Source organism: Paenibacillus solani, assembly GCF_001277345.1.
GTDB classification, from domain to species: Bacteria; Bacillota; Bacilli; order Paenibacillales; family Paenibacillaceae; genus Paenibacillus_AQ; species Paenibacillus_AQ solani.
The window spans coordinates 1,980,997-1,999,274 of sequence record NZ_LIUT01000001.1; the positions used below are offsets into that span (position 1 = coordinate 1,980,997).

Sequence of the window (18,278 nt, forward strand, 5' to 3'; positions counted from 1 at the left end):
TGAATATTTCCTTTTCGCTGGGATATCAATATTCAGATCCTCAATGATCATTTTATGACCGTATGCAATGCACAATCCGCGGCCTGTAAGTCGAATCATAGGACTCTCTCCTTTTGAAAGATTACAGATAAAACCTTTTCACAAAGTATCCTTTATGAAAAGGTTTTAAGTTTTTATTTCATATTATCAAGTTGCTCTTTTATAATATCTCTTTGAGCTTCTAATGAAATCGGGTCATTATATCGTGTTACGGATAAATCCAATTTAATGACTTTGCCCTCTTGAACCGCTTTGGAGTTTTTCCATACTGCCGTATCCGTAACAGGCGCCGGTTCATTCCCGATCGTTGCCAAAATGATAAAATCACCAACATATTTCGGAAGATCTTCATTCGACAAGGTGACATTAAATTGATCTTTTGTAATTTCAGCCAATGCTTCAGGTTGTACAAATCCATATCCGTCATACAGTATTTCACCACCGCGGCCGTAGTCGGTATTAAACGATATTAGCCCTTTCGGAGAGGATTGAAAGATGGAGAGCGTCTTGCCTTTTATCAGCCCTTCATACTCAACGGCATCTTGAGCCATTGTCTCTTGCCATTCCTTTAACCAAGATTGTGCCTGTTCTTCTTCCCCGACCAGTTCTCCAAGTAATCGTGTATTATCTTTATAGGTACTAATCATGGAATCGAAGGTTACAGTAGCGGCAATCTGTTTATATTTATTTAAGTTTGGCTCAGTAGCGGTGGCGATAATTAAGTCCGGTTTTAAATTCGTTATACTTTCAACTTTTTCCGGATCGATCCGTACGATGCCTTCTGTAGCTTTATTAAGCACCTCATCTTGATCGACATAATAAGATACGCCCACAGGCATATGCCCAAACTTAATTAAAGCTCCTACGTATGCAGGATGAAGAACGACAATTCGTTGCGGATTAACAGGTACTTCTACTTTATCCCCGCTGTCTGTAGTGAACGTTTTGGTTTTACCTACGCTCGATTCGTTCTGTGTCGCTCCCTGTTCACTATTAGAGCAAGCCGCTAAAAAAATCAAAAGCAAGATGCTTATTAAAAGGAGTGATGTTTTTTTCATTATATTTTCTCCTCGTATAAATATTTCTTGTTTCTTTCATCCAAAATATCATTATGTGAAGATACTAAAGCGGTTTTACCAGCGTCTGGTTCAATATATAATTTTGCGCAATTTACAGCATTTGTTGCATCTTGATAGGCACCAGCGATCAGTTGCACTTTGCCATCGTATAAGACACAGTCCCCAGCTCCATAAACGCCGGGTACATCGCTATGTCCCATAGAACTACTTTTGATAAAGAAATTATCGACTAATTCCAGTTCTACCTTTTTCCCTTCCCCGCTAAAAAGTAAATTGTCCTTATGATAACCGTGATTGACAAGCACCGCATCAGTTTCGATCTGAAAGACCTCGTCTTTCTTATTATTGTAAAGTGCTACTTCGGTAATATGATCCTTGCCTCTAAGTTCACGAATCTCGGTATTATAGAGTATCTCCACACCATTATTGATGAGTTTCGTCCTGTTCGCTTCCAACCCTCTCATTTGATCCCCGCGATAAATTAAAGTAATACTCTTCGCAATCGGGGATAAATCATTCCCCCAGTCAATCGAGGTCGGACCGCCACCCGATATAAGCAATGACTTTCCTCTAAAGTCATTTACATCGAGTACCTTATAATAGAGGTTTTTATCTTCGAATTCAGATGCTCGCGGCACTTCAAGCTTCATATGGCTAATGACGCCACCCATTCCAATAGCAATAATGACAGTCTTGGAATAATGAGTGCTTCCTGTTGCGGTAGTAAGTAAAAAAGAGCCATCTTCATCTTTTTCGATATTGGTTACGACTTGATCCAATACAACGGTTGGATTAAATGTGAGTCCTTGCTCAATGGATTGCTCAATTAATTCTCTGCCTGTCAAAGGAGGCATTCCGCCAACATCCCATATCATTTTTTGCGGATAAACATGAACCTTGCCACCCAGCTTACTATCCGCTTCAATGATTTTCGTCTTCATTTCACGCAAACCTGCATAAAACGCTGCGAAAAGCCCGGCTGGCCCTCCGCCAATGATAGTAATATCATAAAGTTCTTCCTGACTTCTTGACACTTGTTAACACATCCTTAATGTTCATTGTCATAATCGATAATGATTATCAATATCATTTATTATATATAGCGTTACATTTCTAGTCAATAGAGGTGCAGTTTTCTATCACAAAAATATATGACCTGGCGAACTGTCCATTTTAAGCCGTTTTGGGGGATGAGAGCTTATACGTCTATTGAGTCGAACATCCTAACTAGCAAAAAAAGCTCACGCTATTACAGCGTGAACTCCCCCTTTTAAAAGCATACATTCACCACCACCGGCGGTGTCTTTCTTCTTACTGCTAATCATATCTTTCTCGGACGCATCCTCAGCATCACCAGTGAACAGGAAGGAATTGTTTTTATATGTAACCCCGCAGAACTGCACTCCAATCATTCAAATCGTTACCGTAGGTTTTAACCGGAGCAACAAATTTTGCTGATACACCTTTTATAGGAATAATGACATCTTTCTTTGCACCTTAATAGTTAATCCTTTCCTTTTAACCTCGAGCAAGAAATCCTTATAAGTATCTGTGGCATGCGATACTTTTGGCGCGTAGACCTCTTTAACCTTAAATGCATTCAATACATCATCAAGATCGCCAATATGGTCGGCGTTAGGATGGGTGGCCACAATTGCATCTAAGGTAGTGACGCCAAGGTGCTTTAAATATTTCACAACATTCTTTCCTTCCTTGTTGTCACCACCATCGATGAGAATGTATTCATTCTTTGGTGTGCGAATTAATGTAGAGTCGCCTTGATTGACTGAAAAGTAATATACTTGAAGAGTTCACACTACTTGTTTACTCATATACCTAAGTCCTAAGTAGCGAGAGGCGATTGTATACATTTGATTGAAATGATTATCTGCAAACTCCATAGTATTAGCAGCCAGTAACCCCCTATATTCCTCAATTTGTTCCGAGGTACCGCAGCGAAGAGGAATGTCTAGGAATAAAGAGCCATACCTAGCTTCTTCCCAATCAATAAAAATTACATCCGTATTGTTATGGACTAACACGTTTCCTGGATTAAGGTCGTTATGAATTAATGTTTGACTGCTCTCATCTTTTATTACGTATTGTATATCCACGGAAATCGTATTTGCCACAGCTTCCACTAAAGGTATGTATTCTCCGAAGGTGGCTCTAAACTGTTCGTTCCCCTTAGCTGCTTGCCATTGGGGTTTCCACCGCTCGTATATCATCTTTTCAATATGGAAGCTGTCTACCTCAGGTTACCATGAAAGTTCTTTTCTTTGACCAAAGTTAGAGATGTGAATATGTGATAGTGCACTCGGTTCACTTTTCTGAAGCAACCTAATATTTATAGTTTTATAATCCGTTTGATAATCAACATCCTGTAAACAAATAAGAGACCTTTCATCTATTTCAGAACCATATGACAGAGAAAAAGGCACACTTGCTTTTTGTGAGTAAAGCCTTGTTAGTATCAGCCGTTCTATCCTGGTAGCATGTTTTGAAACAAGAGACAACTTCGAGGTTTCGTCAAGTATTTTTATTAGTACACTATGTCGCATTAACTCAACTGCTTGTAATCCCATATTAATTGCCTTACTTTCAATGCTTAAAACTTCTGCTTTAGGATCTATAAATTTCTTCACAGTCTCTTGTACCAATTTTAGGACATTATTATTTATTAACGTCAAGTTACTCACCCACTCATTTAATACTTTACCGAATTATACCGTAGTTCTAAGCTTTAGTGTGAAAAAGAGTTCTATACAACTTGTTCTACTAACCTGCCCGTTAGCTTAATGAATTGCATGGAAACATAGTTAGATACTTATCTAATCGGTAATCGGCTCATGTTCTTGTCCATCGACAAAATAAGGCATTCACACAGCACCGAACATATCACCCATTGTACCCCTACCATCATCTGAACTCGGTTTATACGCGAGTAACCCTACAAATAAATTGATAAGCATTGCGTCCGGATGATTGACAGTTAACACGGATGCATTATTTGATGTTCGGATTGTTGATATACAATACTCGGATTTTATTATCTACACTGGGTACCCCTATTTTTGTTTGTCAGCAATGGTAGGTCTCTTAGGCAAATCTAGCTTCTCATATTTTCAAGTGTTCCGAATAATTCCTGGCGGCTTAGCAGAACTTCATTGTAACCACCCCACCAGAATCGCAGTTGCGCAGTTCTAGTTGTCCTGCGTGCGTTTTAGCTACTTGTGCTGCAAACCAAAGGCCAAGGCCATTGTGTCCATCGGCGCCACGCGCTGCATCTCCGCGCCATAGACGCTCTGTCGCATGGTGTAACGCCGCCTTGCTAAAACCGGGGCCTTCATCACACACAGTAACTTGCCAGCCGCCATCTATCATGCTGCTTTCCAAATACACGTTTCCCCCCGCCGGTGTATGCTCGATGGCATTCTTCACCACATTATCGAGGGCACGAAGTAAATGATCTTTCTGAATGCTCGCAGCACCCTTCAGGCCATTTTGGGTTTGCAGGCAAACTCTCTTGGCTTCTGCAATAGCTATTATGCTCTGGCAAAGCTCGTCAAACATGGTGGGCAGGCAGGTGTTTTCAAATGCCTCATTCGCACCGGTGGAGGTTTCTAGCAGGCTGGCAACATACTGCTTGGCCCGATCGTTGCTTACCACAATGGTTTCCACCATTTTGCGGCTGCTCTCAGGCAGTTTTTCATCCAGCAGAAGCTCGGCGTTGCCTCCAACCAGGGTGAGTGGGGTTTTTAAATCATGCGCGAGTGCTGCCATTTCCGCCTCGCGTTCTTGCTGTGCCTCCCATTGGGATGACAGGGATCTGTACAATGCCTCCCGCATATGCTCCATAGCATCGAGCGCCTGATCGTACTCCCGTATGCCGGCGTGGGGAATTGTGAAATCCAGCTCCTGCGCGCCTACCTTCTTGCTCACCTCGCTGAACAGCTTCAGCTTGCCGGCGAGGCGCCGACGAAGCCACAGGGTGTTGAACAGCAGACAAAGCAACAATGTCACAACAAGCGTGGCCAGCCCCAGGTATTCCGCGGGGGGAAGCATGTCGCGCAGTACAGGATTGACAAACTCCGCCCTGAAATGCCAGCGAAGGATTACGGTGCTTCCATCCGCGTAGGTGTGCCGCGAAACATCTATGCTGTTGGCGTCCTCCTGTAAACACCCGGCCAGGACTTCCAGCTTCTTTCCCTCTACGTTGCTTTCCAACACTTCGCCGTTCCGGCCAAACAAAGCATATTCGGCCAGAAAATCATTACCAGGAGAAACAAAGGTTGTTGGCTCTCCGGCCAGCATTTGCTCCACCTGTTGGTTGGAGACGGCCCCCTGGTAAGTAACGCCAGTGTTTTGAAACCGCACCATGACGAAATACCATACCAGGCAACATAACAGCATACAGCAAAGCATGACGATGGCAAAGCGTAAAAGCACAAAAGAAAGGCTTACCGAACGCTGTCTTTTCGCCATTTGTAGCCTACCCCCCAAACGGTTTCTATGGGGCTGAGTCCGCCCGCTTTCAGCTTGGCGCGGATATTTTTGATGTGCTCCGCAACGGCCGACGAATCGCCCTCGGCGTCAAAGCCGAAAACCGCTTCGTATAATTGTTCTTTGGTAAACACCTGTCCGGCGTGCAGGACCAGGTGCTCACAGATGGCGTATTCACCCTTGGTAAAAGGCAGTGTGTGTTCGCCCGCGATGGCCACTTTTGCCTGCATATCAAAGCGCACACCGCCTTGACTTAGGGTGTGGGTCGGTTGCCGCACCTCCCGCCGCAGATGGGCGTTTACCCGTGCGCGCAGCTCCGCAATACTGAAGGGTTTTTTAATGTAATCATCGGCGCCCAAGCCAAAGCCCTGTACAAGGGCCGCGTCTTCCGCCTTGGCGGTCAGGAACAGTATGGGGCAGTCCACCTCGGCACGAATACGGCTGCAAAGGGAAAAACCATCCTCGACGGGCATCATCACATCGAGCAGCAGCAGGTCATACAGATGGCATCGTGCGGGCTGCACGGTAGTGGAATCCGTTTCGGTGTCTACCTGGTGACCGTCCTTTTCCAGGGCAGCACGCACCAGGGCCAGCATATCAAGGTCATCATCGACCACTAACAGTTTCGGCATAGCCTATCCCCCTTGTTTTACTCTTGTATGACTTTACCTTCCCATCTACTGAACCATAGTATTGATAAAACTAGAATCATCGAAGTAATCATAATCAGAGAAATAATCCCCCAAAAAATAGGGGCACTTGAAAAGTCAAAAGCATTTTTTAAAAACCGAACACCCCATTCCCAAGGAATGATCGGCCAAATTTCATCACCAATCGCATTTTCGAAGAAACCCGCTAAAATTGTACCAGATATCCCTAACAAAACAGAAATACTTGAACCAAACCTAAAAGCAATTGGTAAGTGTAATAAATATAAAAATAAGTTGCTAAATAAAAATATATAAAATAGGTCAAGATATAAATCAAAGTGCGTTACGCTGATATCTAAAAACAAATTGACTCCAATATAGAAACAAAGCTCATATATTATGATACTTATGCTTGAAAGAAATAGTAGAAAGAACAATTTCCCCAGATATACACCTCTTAGAGACTCCACTAAACCTAGAGCATTTTGAATATTGTTTATATTCCGATCTAATTGAATTAAAATTGGCACAACAATACCAACAAAAATCGGATAGCCTATTTGTAATATAACGAAAAATAACCTCACATCAGAAATAATATGGTATCCAGCAAAAGCGTAATAAATTAAAAATAATGTTGTAATCACTATAGGCAGTAACAAGTGCAATAAAATTATTGGAGTTCGTTTGATTTTGGTAAAGTTAGAACAAAACTCCCTTATCATCGTCAATTGCGATACACCTGCCTTCTATACCAGCGCGAAAACAAGGCGGAAAGAATCAGCATAGCAAGCACAGAAATCAATACCAGCAACGAGCTTTCTCCTAAATTCAAAATGTATCTTGAATCGGCTTCGACCAATAATCCGTTTGGCAAGACTCCAAAACATGTAACCATAAACTTTGCAGGCCAGCTATATGGGAAGAACCAAAACAAAGGCGTCAAGGAAAAAAACAAACCACCTAACGCACTAGCAAACAAATTAATGATCACAGAACCAATAAATCCGATTTTTTGATCCAAAAATAAACAGAAAGGAATCTGCCATAATAAAGAGAGCCACAATAAGCAGTATCCTAAAATAAAATATCCGGTATGACCAATTGCAACTGAAACACCTGACGATACGCCTTCGGAGATAATAGTGATAAGCGATAGGAATAATGATATGATCAAATGATTAAGTGCTATCAAAATAGTTTTAGAAATAAATGTCTTCTTCAAGTCGATGGGCAAACTATAAATAGTTCGGTATTTGTGTTTTTGATCCTTGTTATTTACTAAATGACATAAAATCACTATGGACAAAGATGCAATCGGCATACTCCAATTGCTGACCATAGCACTTGAAAAACCGCCTAAACCAATACCAATAAATATGAATACCATAGATATCATAATTAAAGCTGTCGGAATCAATATAATAAGTTTTCTGAATAGAGAGCGCTTATATTTTAGGTTTTCTGCTTTCAAATAAGTTTGCAACATCAGGAAACACGCTCCTGTCTAATGATATCCATAAACAGTTGTTCCAGGTTTCCATTTGCATCAATTTTATCTTGATACAAAAGTGATCCATTGTATATGATCCCTATGTCATCGGCAACTTGCTCTACTTCGCTTAAAATATGACTGGATATAATCACAGATATCCCGGACTCCGCAAAAGTCCGAATCATTTTCCTTAATTCTTCAATACCAAAAGGGTCTAACCCATTTGTAGGTTCATCTAAGACTAATAATTTGGGGTTATTCAACAGCGCCAATGCGATACCCAACCTCTGTTTCATTCCCAACGAAAAATCGGATGTCTTTTTATTTTTAGCATCCATTAAGTCCATTTTTTGTAAAACTTCATTGCATTTATTTGTTGAAATCCCCAAAAGAGTTGCTCGCACTTTTAAATTTTCAAATGCCGTTAAATTCTCATACAGTGGAGGTGATTCGATTAATGAACCAATATTCAATAAATCTTTTCGCATCCAAGGCTGATTGTTGAATAATATTTCACCTGAAGTTGGTCTGATAATTCCTGTAATCATCTTCAAGAATGTTGATTTGCCAGCACCATTAGGTCCTAATAAACCGTAGACAGAATTTTTTCTTACAGACATAGATAAATCTTTTATTGCATATGTCTTTTTGAATTTTTTAGAAACATTGTTGGTTTTTATTATATAGTCATACATCATAACTTCACTCCTTTTCATTTGTTACTACTATGGTAACAGCCATTTTTAAGGAATTTATAAGGAAGAGGGCTACGGTATAAGGCGCCAGCGTTGAACACCTGACGGAACCAAGGCATATTGAGAGTTGTGGTATGCGTTTGTACATATTCCAGGGACCCGAGGGAAATCAGTTTGAACAGAACCTCCCTCTGAGCCCTTTACTCCTGATAAGCGTGAACTCCACTGCCACTGTGCTGGGGCCACACTCGTGGAAGGAAATCAGCTTACCGTCCCGCGTCTTGTTCGGGTTCTTGCCATAGTCTATGCTTTCCGCGATGGTGGCGAGGATACTGCGCCCGGCATCGATATGCCGGGGCATCAGCCGGGTTGTCGCCATAAAGCCAGCCCTCCTTTCCGGTGAAAAAAATAGCAGGTGCGAGGTCCGCCCCCACGCCTGTTAGGGTGCTCATGGTTTAGATGGATTTCATAAGGATGTTCAAATCGTCCAGCCCCCGCTGCTTTTTATAGGGCCTCGTGGAATGTAGGCACCTATTAGGGCACCAATTACTACATCTTAATTTCTAATTTATTTGAGCCGCGGTTGCGGCTCTTTTTTTGTATTTCAAATAATAATTACTTCGAAATGTTGTTATTTGCGTAGCATCTTTTATTGCTGACTAGCTGCTCCAATTGGTTCCTTCCAAACTGCGATACCATCACCTCCTAATCTCCGCTTTCCTAAGAACATTAGATCTTGTTAAATTGTTAAACCGTTCCGCTAACCTCCCCGTTAGTTAAGAAAAAGGCAACCGCATAAAAAGCCGGCTGCCTTCAAATGTCTTCATTGAGCTGTATCCTCTTTAATATACAAATCGATCAAATAATAAAGACGTTAGTTACGTCATCCTTCCCGTTAGCTTAATGAAGTAGCATTGGGATTATTCATCTAATCGGTAATCGGACTATGTTCTTGTCCTCGGCTCGGGACAAAAACTTGTACCGATAAAACAAAAAAAGCCGCTAATAGCGACTTTCGATGGGACCATGTTCTTGTCCCTCGACACTAATCGCAAAAAGAAGCTTCTCATTAATGAGAAGCTTCTTTTCCTGTTCTGTAAAGCTATAATACTTATGTGATAGTTCTTCGAGCTTATCTATAATTTTTTGTTCATAATCGCCTTCTAGAGAAATCGTTTCATCCGCATATTTCCCTAGCTTTTCATGATTACCAATTCGAACTGAGTAACGAGCCTCTTTAAACATGCTGATGTCATTAGCATCATTTCCAAACGCAATGAACCCTTTCTCAGTAGTACCTATTTTCTGTAGAGCGCTCCATTTATGAATATTTTTAGGGCTAATATCAATTAAGTTTTCGTTGCTATGTTTGTGAATAACAACATCCAATGGAACCAATTTTTCTGATAGTTCTTCCGCATTTGTAGCAGATAAAATAAGTACTTTAACGACCTTATCGAGTAACTCAATAGGTATTTTCTTAGCGATTATCAAAGTATCCAAGTTATTCAAAATAGGATGATCCATCGCACCTGTATAAGCATAATCCCAATCACCATCTATTAAATATGTAGCCTGATACTCTTTAATAAGACCCATACTCGCTTGCGTAAATGTTAACCATAGATATTCAGGAAGAATGGAGTGATGACCGCTAATACTAATCTGGAAATGACATTTTCCTAGACCTGAATTGTTTTCAATATTATAATGATAAAAATTAATCACATCATGAGCAGGAAATGGGGCGAATACATTGATTGAAAAAGCAACTTTTGCCGGAGGGTGTTTTTGGTGCATGGTTAGTCCTTTCGAGGAGCTGCCGGGTATTCACGGCATCATTTCAGGTTACATGGGCGGTTCTGTTGAGAATCCCACATATGAGCAAGTTTTGACCGGAGAAACAGGACATTTGGAAGTTGTGCAAATTACGTATGATGCGGACATTTTTCCGTACGAAAAACTACTCGAGTTATATTGGCCGCAGATTGACCCGACTGATTCTATCGGCCAAGGGAACGATCGAAAGAGCCAGTACCGTGCTGTTATCTTATATCATACTGAGGAACAGCGTGAACTCGCAGAAAAATCGAAAGCAGAACTGAATCAATCAGGACGTTTCCTCCAACCCGTTGTGACTGCCATTGAAGCGGCTTCTATATTCTATCCTGCAGAAGAGTACCATCAAAACTTTCATCGTAAAAACCCTGACTACTATAAGGAATCTCGCATCTACTCAGGTCGTGATGAAGTTATCAAAAAATTCTGGAGTGAGTAAGTACCTAAAACTTGAGACAAGTGAACTTTTAATGTCACGTTTGCTTCCTTGGTTTGATTATGCTACCGTTTCCCGTTAGTTTAATGAATTAACGTGGAATTTTGACATTTCAGTAATCGGAACATATTCTTGTCCATTACGGCAATCGGTACAAGTTCTTGTCCTTGGCTCGGGACAAGAACTTGTACCGATAAAACAAATAAGCCGCTAAATTAGCGACTTTCTATGGGACCATGTTCTTGTCCCCCGACAATTCAGGACTATTTGAAATAATACCGATAATACTTAAAATCATGTCGCTCATTCATCATATGAATTAGCAAATTTTGCTCATTAACAAGTTGGAACCCACAGTATTCAAGAACCTTTTGAGACGGGATGTTGTCAATCGCAACTGTTCCAATGATATATGGAATATCGTACTTTTCCTCTATCCATTCAAGAGTTCCTTTTGCAGCCTCCTTAGCGTACCCTTTCTCTCTTGCACATGGGAGAATCCCATAGCCAAATTCAGGTTCATTCAGGTCATCATGTGTTTGTGCAGCGACTTGACCAAGAATAGCACCTGTTTCCTTTTCAAAAACACCTAAGCATAATGTTCCAGTGATAATATCCATCTTATAATAATTAGAAAGGTGCCAATCAAAAAACTCTTTTGCTCTTGGTTTCTGCATTTGCCAACCTCCATACAAATCCAAAAGCCTTTTAAATTGCTCAAAATCGTTTTCGTCAAAAGTTCTGACGACCAGCCTTTCTGTTTCGATATAAACAGTGTTTAAATCACTCATTAATAAAACCTCTCTCAAAGTATCTGTGAATTAAAAGTATCCACACTTACACGTTACCACAAATGGGCATTTTGGGTTTGGTCTTTTTTCGCTAATCTGCCCTTTTGTTTAATAAAAATGAGGAGGCGACAGTAGCCTGCCCGTTAGTTGAAAAATCACTTTATTTCCATTGAGTTATATCGTTCTTAGGCTTCGAGTAAAATTATCGGTACATACAATCATAATATTCATTAAATCCATCCCCCATTTCTATAACCATTTCATGGAATTATAGCAAGTGAAACAGGAAAATTACCATCATTATTTTTCGATAGATTATTAAACTAATCTGCCCGTTAGTTTAATAAAAAAGAGTCTAATCATCTTTATTAGCCGTCGTCGATGAAATCATATCGGGAATGTATCCATGTTCTTGTCATTTGTCGGAAATGTGATCAAGTTCTTGTCATTGTGTTTTGACAAGAACTTGATAACATAAATAAAAAAACCGCATAATCAGCAGCTTCTAATGTTACTATGTTTTTGTCACCCGACATTTATTTAGATAATAATTTAAGCGCTCCACTTACTTACAAAGACCATCCATCAGTGAGGCTTGTTTCGTATAAAATTCGCCTCTGATCCTCCACCATATCCGATATGTTCTTGTCCCTCGACAACTTTTTATTATGCTTTTACTTATATTATCTTTTAAAAACAGCTAGATAAACAGTTTCTGCCCATTAGTTTAACAAAGGCAGCCAATCATAATGATCAGCTACCTTCTTATGTTATTGGAATAAATCAAGGCACTTTTTATGGATGTTTTTAGTTCATCCAACTTTTCTAGGAAATCTTCATTTTTACACTCAGGACTATATCTTGGACTGTTATTAGATACCTATTGCGAAGTTACTGAGCGGAAACCTCGAACTTCGTGCCGGCATCTCCGGCAAAAACAATAGATCCTCCAGCAGGTAGTTCAACCTGATCCTTCCCTCCAATGACACTAAAATAGGTGCATGATCCCTTTGCATCATAAACGGCGAAGGAAGCGTTCGGGGACATGTTCACCTTAATGGACTTACTCTTGTCTTTGTCGCTTATCTTATACCATTGCGCGTATCCGTTGGTCGGAATTGTAACGATTGATTTTTTAGCGAAGTTTTGAAGGCTTCACGGCATCCTCGTTCACTAAAATGCTCCCATTGTGATTCATGTACTCAACGCCGTCTTGTGTAAAGAACGTATACCTTGAGAGATCCCTCCCATTTATTCCCGGAATTTGCAATTCGGAGATGGCTGAATTCGGGTCGGTTATTCGCCCATCCAGCACGTACCCTGGAAGTTGTTTCGACATATTCAAAGGGATGGTTATAGACATCAAATACATAATCGACGTGTACTTCTCATTCAGCAGATAATACTTCTTTCCATCACGCTTCATCCATACCTCTATTGTCTTTGCTGGGAGATCATGAGACTCGAGCTTCTCGGCGTTGTACTCTGCATTTGCTCCACAGCACCGTATCTATAACCACGAGATACTGCCTCCTTTCAAACCCTGTTCATTCGTTGATCGGGATTGACCCTAACCATAATTACCCGATAATTAAACGTTATTATAACGAAGCAATGTCTCAAATGAATCACGAAAGCCTCTCGTTCAACAAACAATCGTATCTTTCCGACAACTCGGTGAAAAACAAGAAAATCACTCTATCGAGTCATTGATCTATTAACCGATGTATGGTATTTGAAGCTGCATGCTCATCTACTCGTACATTCGATAAAAAAGAAAAAGTCCCCGTAAATACGGGGAGCAGACACTCTTCTTTGAATGAAACAACTGACTATTCTGCAGGTATAACCGTAGATTCTCTTACGATAAGTTCAGGGTCAATCCGAACATTGCCCCCACGTTTCATCGTACCATCCATACGCTTCAGCAGCATTTCCGCTGCGGCAAGCCCAATCCGGTCAGTAGGCTGCCGGACCGTTGTCAAATGGGGGCGCAGCTTAGATGAGATATACTGATCGTCATAGCCGACAATGGCTACCTGTTCTGGAACCCGGATGCCTTCTTCCAGAAGAGCGTTCATGACCCCGAGCGCGATATTGTCATCACCTGCGAATACGGCGGAAGGAAGTCGCCCTTCCTGCAGCCATTTGCGGCAGATATCATAGCCAAAGTCGATTTCGAAATCACCTGTAATCATTTCGAACGGCGCCATGCTCTCTTCCTTAAGTGCCTGTAGAAAGCCACTGCGGCGTTCCCTCGTGCTGCGGAACATATCCTGCCCGCTTAAATGTGCAATGGAAGTATGGCCGAGATCGAGCAGGTGCTTCGTTGCGGTATAACCGCCTTTGTAGTTGTCTATGGTGACGGAAAAAGCGTCATTATCTGGCTTCTGGTTGTCAATCAGGACATAAGGGATATTGCGTCGTTTCAATTCCACGATATAGTTGTCTTCTTCCATTGGCGAGAGCAGAATCAGTCCGTCCACGCGGTCTTCCTGAATCAGATAATGGGCTTCGTCAGAGCCTATGCCCGTAGAGACCGAAATGGCCAGGAAATAACCGTGAAGTGCCAGCACTTCATTCAACTCCTTGACCACAGCGTCGAAGAAGGAGTCCTGAAGGGTGGTCACGATCAAACCGACAATCCCTGTCTTACCGCGGGCTAAACTCCGAGCGGCAGCATTAGGACGGTAATCAAGCTCCTTGATGGCTTCCAGAACCTTTTGTCTGTTTTTCTCTCGAACAGATTCGGCACCGTTTATGACACGTGAAACCGTTACAACGGACAGGCCTGATTTTTTTGCTACGTCAAATATACTAACCTTCATTGTTTATACTCCTTGCGGCGGATTTTCCGTACGTTTACATTGGCTTAACACTAGTATACATGGACGGAGGCCTGGCCGCGAAGCTAAATTAACAGATGCACCGCCCCTTTCGGGGCGGTACCATAGTCTGCATTAACGTTTGATAATTTCCGTGACTTTTTTCTGAATCGTTGGCATCACTTCTTCAACGGTCTTGTGTCCGGTATCGATCGGCTGCATTTCGTTGATGAACATGTCATTGATTTGCGAGTAGTTGGTGATCAAGTGATTATAGGATTCAAAGCCGTATTTCACAGCGCCTTCATAAACCTTTTTCACATCTTCCGGATCGATGCCCTCAAAATGCTTGTAATAAGCTTCGGCTGCCTTCGTATTGACAGGAGGATTGCCGCCGCTCAGGTCAATGGATTTTTCCTGAACTTCTTCGCTGACCAGATATTTGATCCATTCAAAAGCTTCCTTCGGATGCTTGGAACCTTTCAGAATAAAGAGTGGATCGACGAACAGCACGCTGCGGATCTTGTCGTTGCCGCCGGCAGGAACTGCAGCCACGCCGACCTCGAACGGGAAGTCATTGGAGCCTGCAAGGCTCCAGGAGCCGCTGACGGTCATGCCAACCTTGCCGGTTACGAATGCATCGCCATTTTGCCCGGCTACGCTCTTACTCCATTCCGTCGTCGGGGAAACCTTATCCTTCAAAATCAGGTCAAACAGTTTGTTGTAGGTTGCAATCACTTCAGGAGAATCAAAATGAGTCTCCGAAGGCACGCCGCCGTTGGTCCAGGTATCCTGGGAATAGGGCTCAACGCCGAAATACAGCGGGCGCATATCGCGTTCGGACCATGTGAAGTCGACGCCATACTGTGTTTTAGCGATATCGTCGGATACATGCGTCATTTTCTTGGCTTCTTCAACCATTTTGTCAAACGTCCAGCTCTTGTCCTCGTAATCGCTTGGAGGATAAGGAACATTGGCAGCATCAAACATGTCTTTGTTATAGAGCATGAGGGTCACATACATATTGACCGGAATCCCGTATACATGGTCTTTGATGGTATAGATGTCCATGAGGTCATCCGGGATGCTGTAATCCGATGCCTTAAAACCGTCTTCCTTTATAATGTCGTTCATGTCAAGCAGCATATCTTTGTTGAAATATTCCGCAAAACCGCCGTAGCCATAATGGCTTGTCACGTCAGGTGATTTACCGCCAGCGATCAGCGTTTGCAGCTTGCTATCGAACTGCTCGTAAGGAGCCTTTTCTATTCGGACCTTGATGTTAGGGTGCTTGGCTTCAAAGTCCGGAACCAGCTTTTCAATAAAAGTCCGGTCTTCCGAATCCATCGTGTAATGCGTAATGGTTACTTGCTCGCCTGAAGAACCGCCGCTGTCGCCTTTGCCTTCGGGAGCCACTTCTCCCGCTGATTTCCCGCCGGTGCAGCCGGACAATGCCAATACGACGAGCATGCTGAACGCAAGCAGAAGTGCATAGGTCTTTTTAATCCTTCTATTTTTCATGAACTACAGTCCCCCATATACTCAAGTTTGTTTGCCGCCGCTGCGGCGGGGTCTTTACTTGATGCCTGTAAGTACAATTCCTTCAACAAATCGTTTCTGGGCTATCGCAAATAAGGTGACAATCGGCAGCATGGCGAGCACGGAGGCAACCATGAGCAGATGCCACGGCGGAATGCGAAACCGTGACGAGGTGAAGGAAGACATACCGACCGGAAGCGTAAATTTATCCGATGAGCTTAGGTAGAGCACGGGTGTCAGCAGGTCGTTCCAGCTGTAAATGAAGGCAAAGATGGCAACGGTTGCAAGTGCCGGACCAGACAGAGGCAAGGCAATCCGCCACCACATCCGCAGCTCGCTGCAACCGTCCATGCGCCCTGCGTCAAACAACTCATCCGGCAGCGTGGAAAAGAACTGGCGCAGCAAAAAGATGTTGTATGCCGAGCCGAAAAATGCAGGTACGATCAGCGGCAAGAACGTATCGATCCAGTTCAGCTTGGAAAAAAGAATGAACTGCGGGATCATAATCGCTGGATAAGGAAGCATCATGGTGCTGAGCATCAGCATGAACCACAGGTTGCTGCCCTTGCCCCGGTATCTGGCGAAGCCGTAGGCTGCCAGCGCCGACGACAACAGAGTGCCGACCACGGTCAAAGTGCCGATAATGAGACTGTTCATGTACATTTGGCCGAAGTTTAGCGTTTCGAAAATTTCCTTGTAGTTGCTCCACTGCCAGGAATCCGGCAAAAAGGTCGGAGGAAACTTCAGGAGTTCCTTCTTCGATTTCAGCGAGGTCGAAACCATGAAAAACAAAGGCAGGAGCATGAGAAAGGTGGTGACCACCAAGGCAATAAAGCTGGCAATGCTTACGGCATCGATTTTGCGCCGGCGTTTATTCGTAGAAGGTGAAGCCGAAGGACTGGCTGTCGGAATGGTTCTCATTTGCGTCCGCCTCCTTCATAGTGAACATAACGGTTCGAGAATTTCATAATTAGTGCCGTAAACAGCATGACAACGATCAGCAGAACCCACGCGAGAGCGGATGAGTATCCAGCCCGGTATTCTTTGAAGGCGCTGGTGTACAGGTTGTAAACATAGAACCATGTTGAGTAGTTAGGACCGCCCTGGGTCATGACGTACGCTTGCGTAAATACCTGGAAGGAGTCAATGACACCCATAATCAGCTGGAACAACAGCACCGGTGATATCATCGGGAGCGTCACATTCAGAAAAATCCGGAAGCGTCCCGCACCGTCAAGCTTGGCGGCTTCCACGAGACTTGCAGGCACGCTCATGAGTCCTGCGAGGAACAGAATCATGCCTGAACCTACTGTCCAGAAGGACATAATGATCAGAGCGTAAAGCGCATAATCCGGACTCATAAGCCAGGACGGGCCACTGATGCCGAACCAGGACAGAACGTAGTTGAACAGACCGATCGATGGATTGAAAATCCAGTACCACAGCAGTGACATCGCCACGCCGGATACCATGCTCGGAAAATACATGGCGGTCCTGAAAAATCCGCGGAACGGTATTTTCGTATTGAGCAGGAGCGCAAATCCGAGTGCCAGCAACAGTTGGATCGGTACGCTTATAAACGTATACCGTACCGTTACCACGACGGATTTCCAAAACAGATCATCTTGAAACATTTCGGTGTAGTTCGCCAGGCCGACATATTTCGGTGGGTGGATAATGTCATAGTCCGTGAAACTGTAATAAAGGGATGACAGAATCGGATACAAGGCAAACACCAGGAAACCGATAAGCCATGGAGCGATGAAGAGGTACATGTATAACGTCTGCCGCCGGCTTTCGCGATGGGTCACGGAAACACCAACCTTTCTTTTTATTTTTGAAAATTATAACGCTTTAACTTTCAATATAAGATTACCCCTGTTTTCAGGGTTTCATAGGATGATGTATGCATAAAAGTTAAAGTGCTTTAATTTTCATATCCGGTCTGATGACAATATCATAGAGGATGATTTCTCAATTATCAACTCTTTTTTTAAGAAAATGAAAGCGCTGCATCGCTTGCCGCTGCTGAAACCATTTGACGGGAAGTCTGCCAAAGGCTGATACAGAACGGTTTGTAGCCGATATCCAGACTCTGAAACATCATGAAATTTTTGGTTGGGAAAACACCTACGCTGGAAGGTAATAGCCCCCCTTCCAATGTCGTAAGATATGGGGATAACCTTGGAGGTGTTTTTGCGTTGGCAACAAGAGTTAGCTACCCATTCGAACTTAAGATGAAAGCCATTGAAATGAGATTAGAAGGAGTTCCGGTTAGAGAGGTCATGGAGCAACTTGGGATACGGAATAAGACACAGCTAAAGACGTGGATGAAGTGGTATCGAGAAGGTGACGTGCATCGGCTTGGTAAAGGGAAAAGGCATTAC

At 42.9% G+C, this 18,278-nt stretch carries 19 protein-coding genes and 2 pseudogenes; 2 read left to right on the top strand and 19 right to left on the bottom strand.

What is annotated here, in order from left to right:
• Window positions 1-173 precede the first annotated feature (173 nt).
• The 12 genes and pseudogenes from AM231_RS08890 to AM231_RS08945 all read right to left on the bottom strand — a co-directional run bounded on the left by AM231_RS08890 (window position 174) and on the right by AM231_RS08945 (window position 10,261).
• Complete coding sequence (locus AM231_RS08890) at window positions 174-1,097, bottom strand: ABC transporter substrate-binding protein (RefSeq protein ID WP_054402305.1); 924 nt, start codon at window positions 1,095-1,097, stop codon at window positions 174-176.
• The gene (locus tag AM231_RS08895; protein ID WP_054402306.1) at window positions 1,097-2,152 is read right to left on the bottom strand and encodes an NAD(P)/FAD-dependent oxidoreductase; all 1,056 of its coding nucleotides are present in this window, start codon (window positions 2,150-2,152) and stop codon (window positions 1,097-1,099) included. Before AM231_RS08895 ends, AM231_RS08890 begins: the two co-directional genes overlap by 1 nt.
• A gap of 273 nt (window positions 2,153-2,425) precedes the next feature.
• Window positions 2,426-2,929, bottom strand: a pseudogene (locus tag AM231_RS28065) (MBL fold metallo-hydrolase); the annotation flags it as partial.
• Window positions 2,930-3,346 (bottom strand): phosphotransferase, encoded by a 417-nt coding sequence (locus AM231_RS08905; RefSeq protein WP_054402308.1) that lies wholly within the window; start codon window positions 3,344-3,346, stop codon window positions 2,930-2,932.
• A gap of 30 nt (window positions 3,347-3,376) precedes the next feature.
• A complete protein-coding gene (locus AM231_RS08910) occupies window positions 3,377-3,817 on the bottom strand; it encodes a hypothetical protein (protein WP_131724732.1) in 441 nt (146 codons plus the stop codon).
• 454 nt (window positions 3,818-4,271) lie between these two features.
• On the bottom strand, window positions 4,272-5,603 hold the full coding sequence (locus AM231_RS08915) for a sensor histidine kinase (RefSeq protein WP_054402310.1): 1,332 nt from the start codon (window positions 5,601-5,603) through the stop codon (window positions 4,272-4,274).
• Window positions 5,579-6,253, bottom strand: coding sequence for a response regulator transcription factor (locus AM231_RS08920; protein WP_054402311.1), 675 nt, complete (start codon window positions 6,251-6,253; stop codon window positions 5,579-5,581). Before AM231_RS08920 ends, AM231_RS08915 begins: the two co-directional genes overlap by 25 nt.
• A 17-nt stretch (window positions 6,254-6,270) precedes the next feature.
• A complete protein-coding gene (locus tag AM231_RS08925) occupies window positions 6,271-6,996 on the bottom strand; it encodes a lantibiotic immunity ABC transporter MutG family permease subunit (protein WP_242615191.1) in 726 nt (241 codons plus the stop codon).
• 2 nt (window positions 6,997-6,998) lie between these two features.
• The gene (locus AM231_RS08930; protein WP_054402313.1) at window positions 6,999-7,760 is read right to left on the bottom strand and encodes a lantibiotic immunity ABC transporter MutE/EpiE family permease subunit; all 762 of its coding nucleotides are present in this window, start codon (window positions 7,758-7,760) and stop codon (window positions 6,999-7,001) included.
• Window positions 7,760-8,461 carry a lantibiotic protection ABC transporter ATP-binding protein gene (locus tag AM231_RS08935; protein WP_054403582.1) on the bottom strand — a complete coding sequence of 234 codons (702 nt, stop codon included), beginning with the start codon at window positions 8,459-8,461 and terminating at the stop codon, window positions 7,760-7,762. The genes AM231_RS08930 and AM231_RS08935 overlap by 1 nt, the downstream gene beginning before the upstream one ends.
• 169 nt (window positions 8,462-8,630) lie before the next feature.
• The gene (locus AM231_RS08940; RefSeq protein ID WP_054402314.1) at window positions 8,631-8,840 is read right to left on the bottom strand and encodes a hypothetical protein; all 210 of its coding nucleotides are present in this window, start codon (window positions 8,838-8,840) and stop codon (window positions 8,631-8,633) included.
• Between the two features lie 623 nt (window positions 8,841-9,463).
• On the bottom strand, window positions 9,464-10,261 hold the full coding sequence (locus AM231_RS08945; RefSeq protein WP_054402315.1) for an HAD family hydrolase: 798 nt from the start codon (window positions 10,259-10,261) through the stop codon (window positions 9,464-9,466).
• On the opposite strand from AM231_RS08945, the gene msrA reads away from it, so the two are divergent.
• Window positions 10,221-10,739: a peptide-methionine (S)-S-oxide reductase MsrA gene (gene msrA, locus AM231_RS08950; RefSeq protein WP_054403583.1), complete on the top strand. Its 519-nt coding sequence runs from the start codon at window positions 10,221-10,223 to the stop codon at window positions 10,737-10,739. The genes AM231_RS08945 and msrA overlap by 41 nt on opposite strands.
• Before the next feature lie 260 nt (window positions 10,740-10,999).
• Here msrA and AM231_RS08955 read toward each other — a convergent pair whose 3' ends face one another.
• From AM231_RS08955 to AM231_RS08980, 7 genes are all read right to left on the bottom strand, one after another.
• Window positions 11,000-11,527, bottom strand: a complete 528-nt coding sequence (locus AM231_RS08955) for a GNAT family N-acetyltransferase (RefSeq protein WP_054402316.1) — start codon at window positions 11,525-11,527, stop codon at window positions 11,000-11,002.
• Window positions 11,528-12,418: 891 nt separating this feature from the next.
• A complete protein-coding gene (locus AM231_RS29875) occupies window positions 12,419-12,574 on the bottom strand; it encodes a hypothetical protein (RefSeq protein ID WP_242615096.1) in 156 nt (51 codons plus the stop codon).
• Window positions 12,575-12,662: 88 nt separating this feature from the next.
• Window positions 12,663-12,953 carry a hypothetical protein gene (locus tag AM231_RS29880; RefSeq protein ID WP_054402317.1) on the bottom strand — a complete coding sequence of 97 codons (291 nt, stop codon included), beginning with the start codon at window positions 12,951-12,953 and terminating at the stop codon, window positions 12,663-12,665.
• A 406-nt stretch (window positions 12,954-13,359) separates the two neighbouring features.
• Window positions 13,360-14,355 carry a LacI family DNA-binding transcriptional regulator gene (locus AM231_RS08965; protein ID WP_054402318.1) on the bottom strand — a complete coding sequence of 332 codons (996 nt, stop codon included), beginning with the start codon at window positions 14,353-14,355 and terminating at the stop codon, window positions 13,360-13,362.
• 132 nt (window positions 14,356-14,487) lie between these two features.
• Window positions 14,488-15,873 carry an ABC transporter substrate-binding protein gene (locus tag AM231_RS08970; RefSeq protein WP_054402319.1) on the bottom strand — a complete coding sequence of 462 codons (1,386 nt, stop codon included), beginning with the start codon at window positions 15,871-15,873 and terminating at the stop codon, window positions 14,488-14,490.
• A gap of 54 nt (window positions 15,874-15,927) precedes the next feature.
• Window positions 15,928-16,812, bottom strand: a complete 885-nt coding sequence (locus AM231_RS08975; protein WP_054402320.1) for a carbohydrate ABC transporter permease — start codon at window positions 16,810-16,812, stop codon at window positions 15,928-15,930.
• Window positions 16,809-17,666 carry a carbohydrate ABC transporter permease gene (locus AM231_RS08980; RefSeq protein ID WP_053494245.1) on the bottom strand — a complete coding sequence of 286 codons (858 nt, stop codon included), beginning with the start codon at window positions 17,664-17,666 and terminating at the stop codon, window positions 16,809-16,811. The genes AM231_RS08975 and AM231_RS08980 overlap by 4 nt, the downstream gene beginning before the upstream one ends.
• A 462-nt stretch (window positions 17,667-18,128) precedes the next feature.
• Between AM231_RS08980 and AM231_RS30420 the strand changes: the two are divergent.
• Window positions 18,129-18,230, top strand: a pseudogene (locus AM231_RS30420) (helix-turn-helix domain-containing protein); the annotation flags it as partial.
• Window positions 18,231-18,278 lie beyond the last annotated feature (48 nt).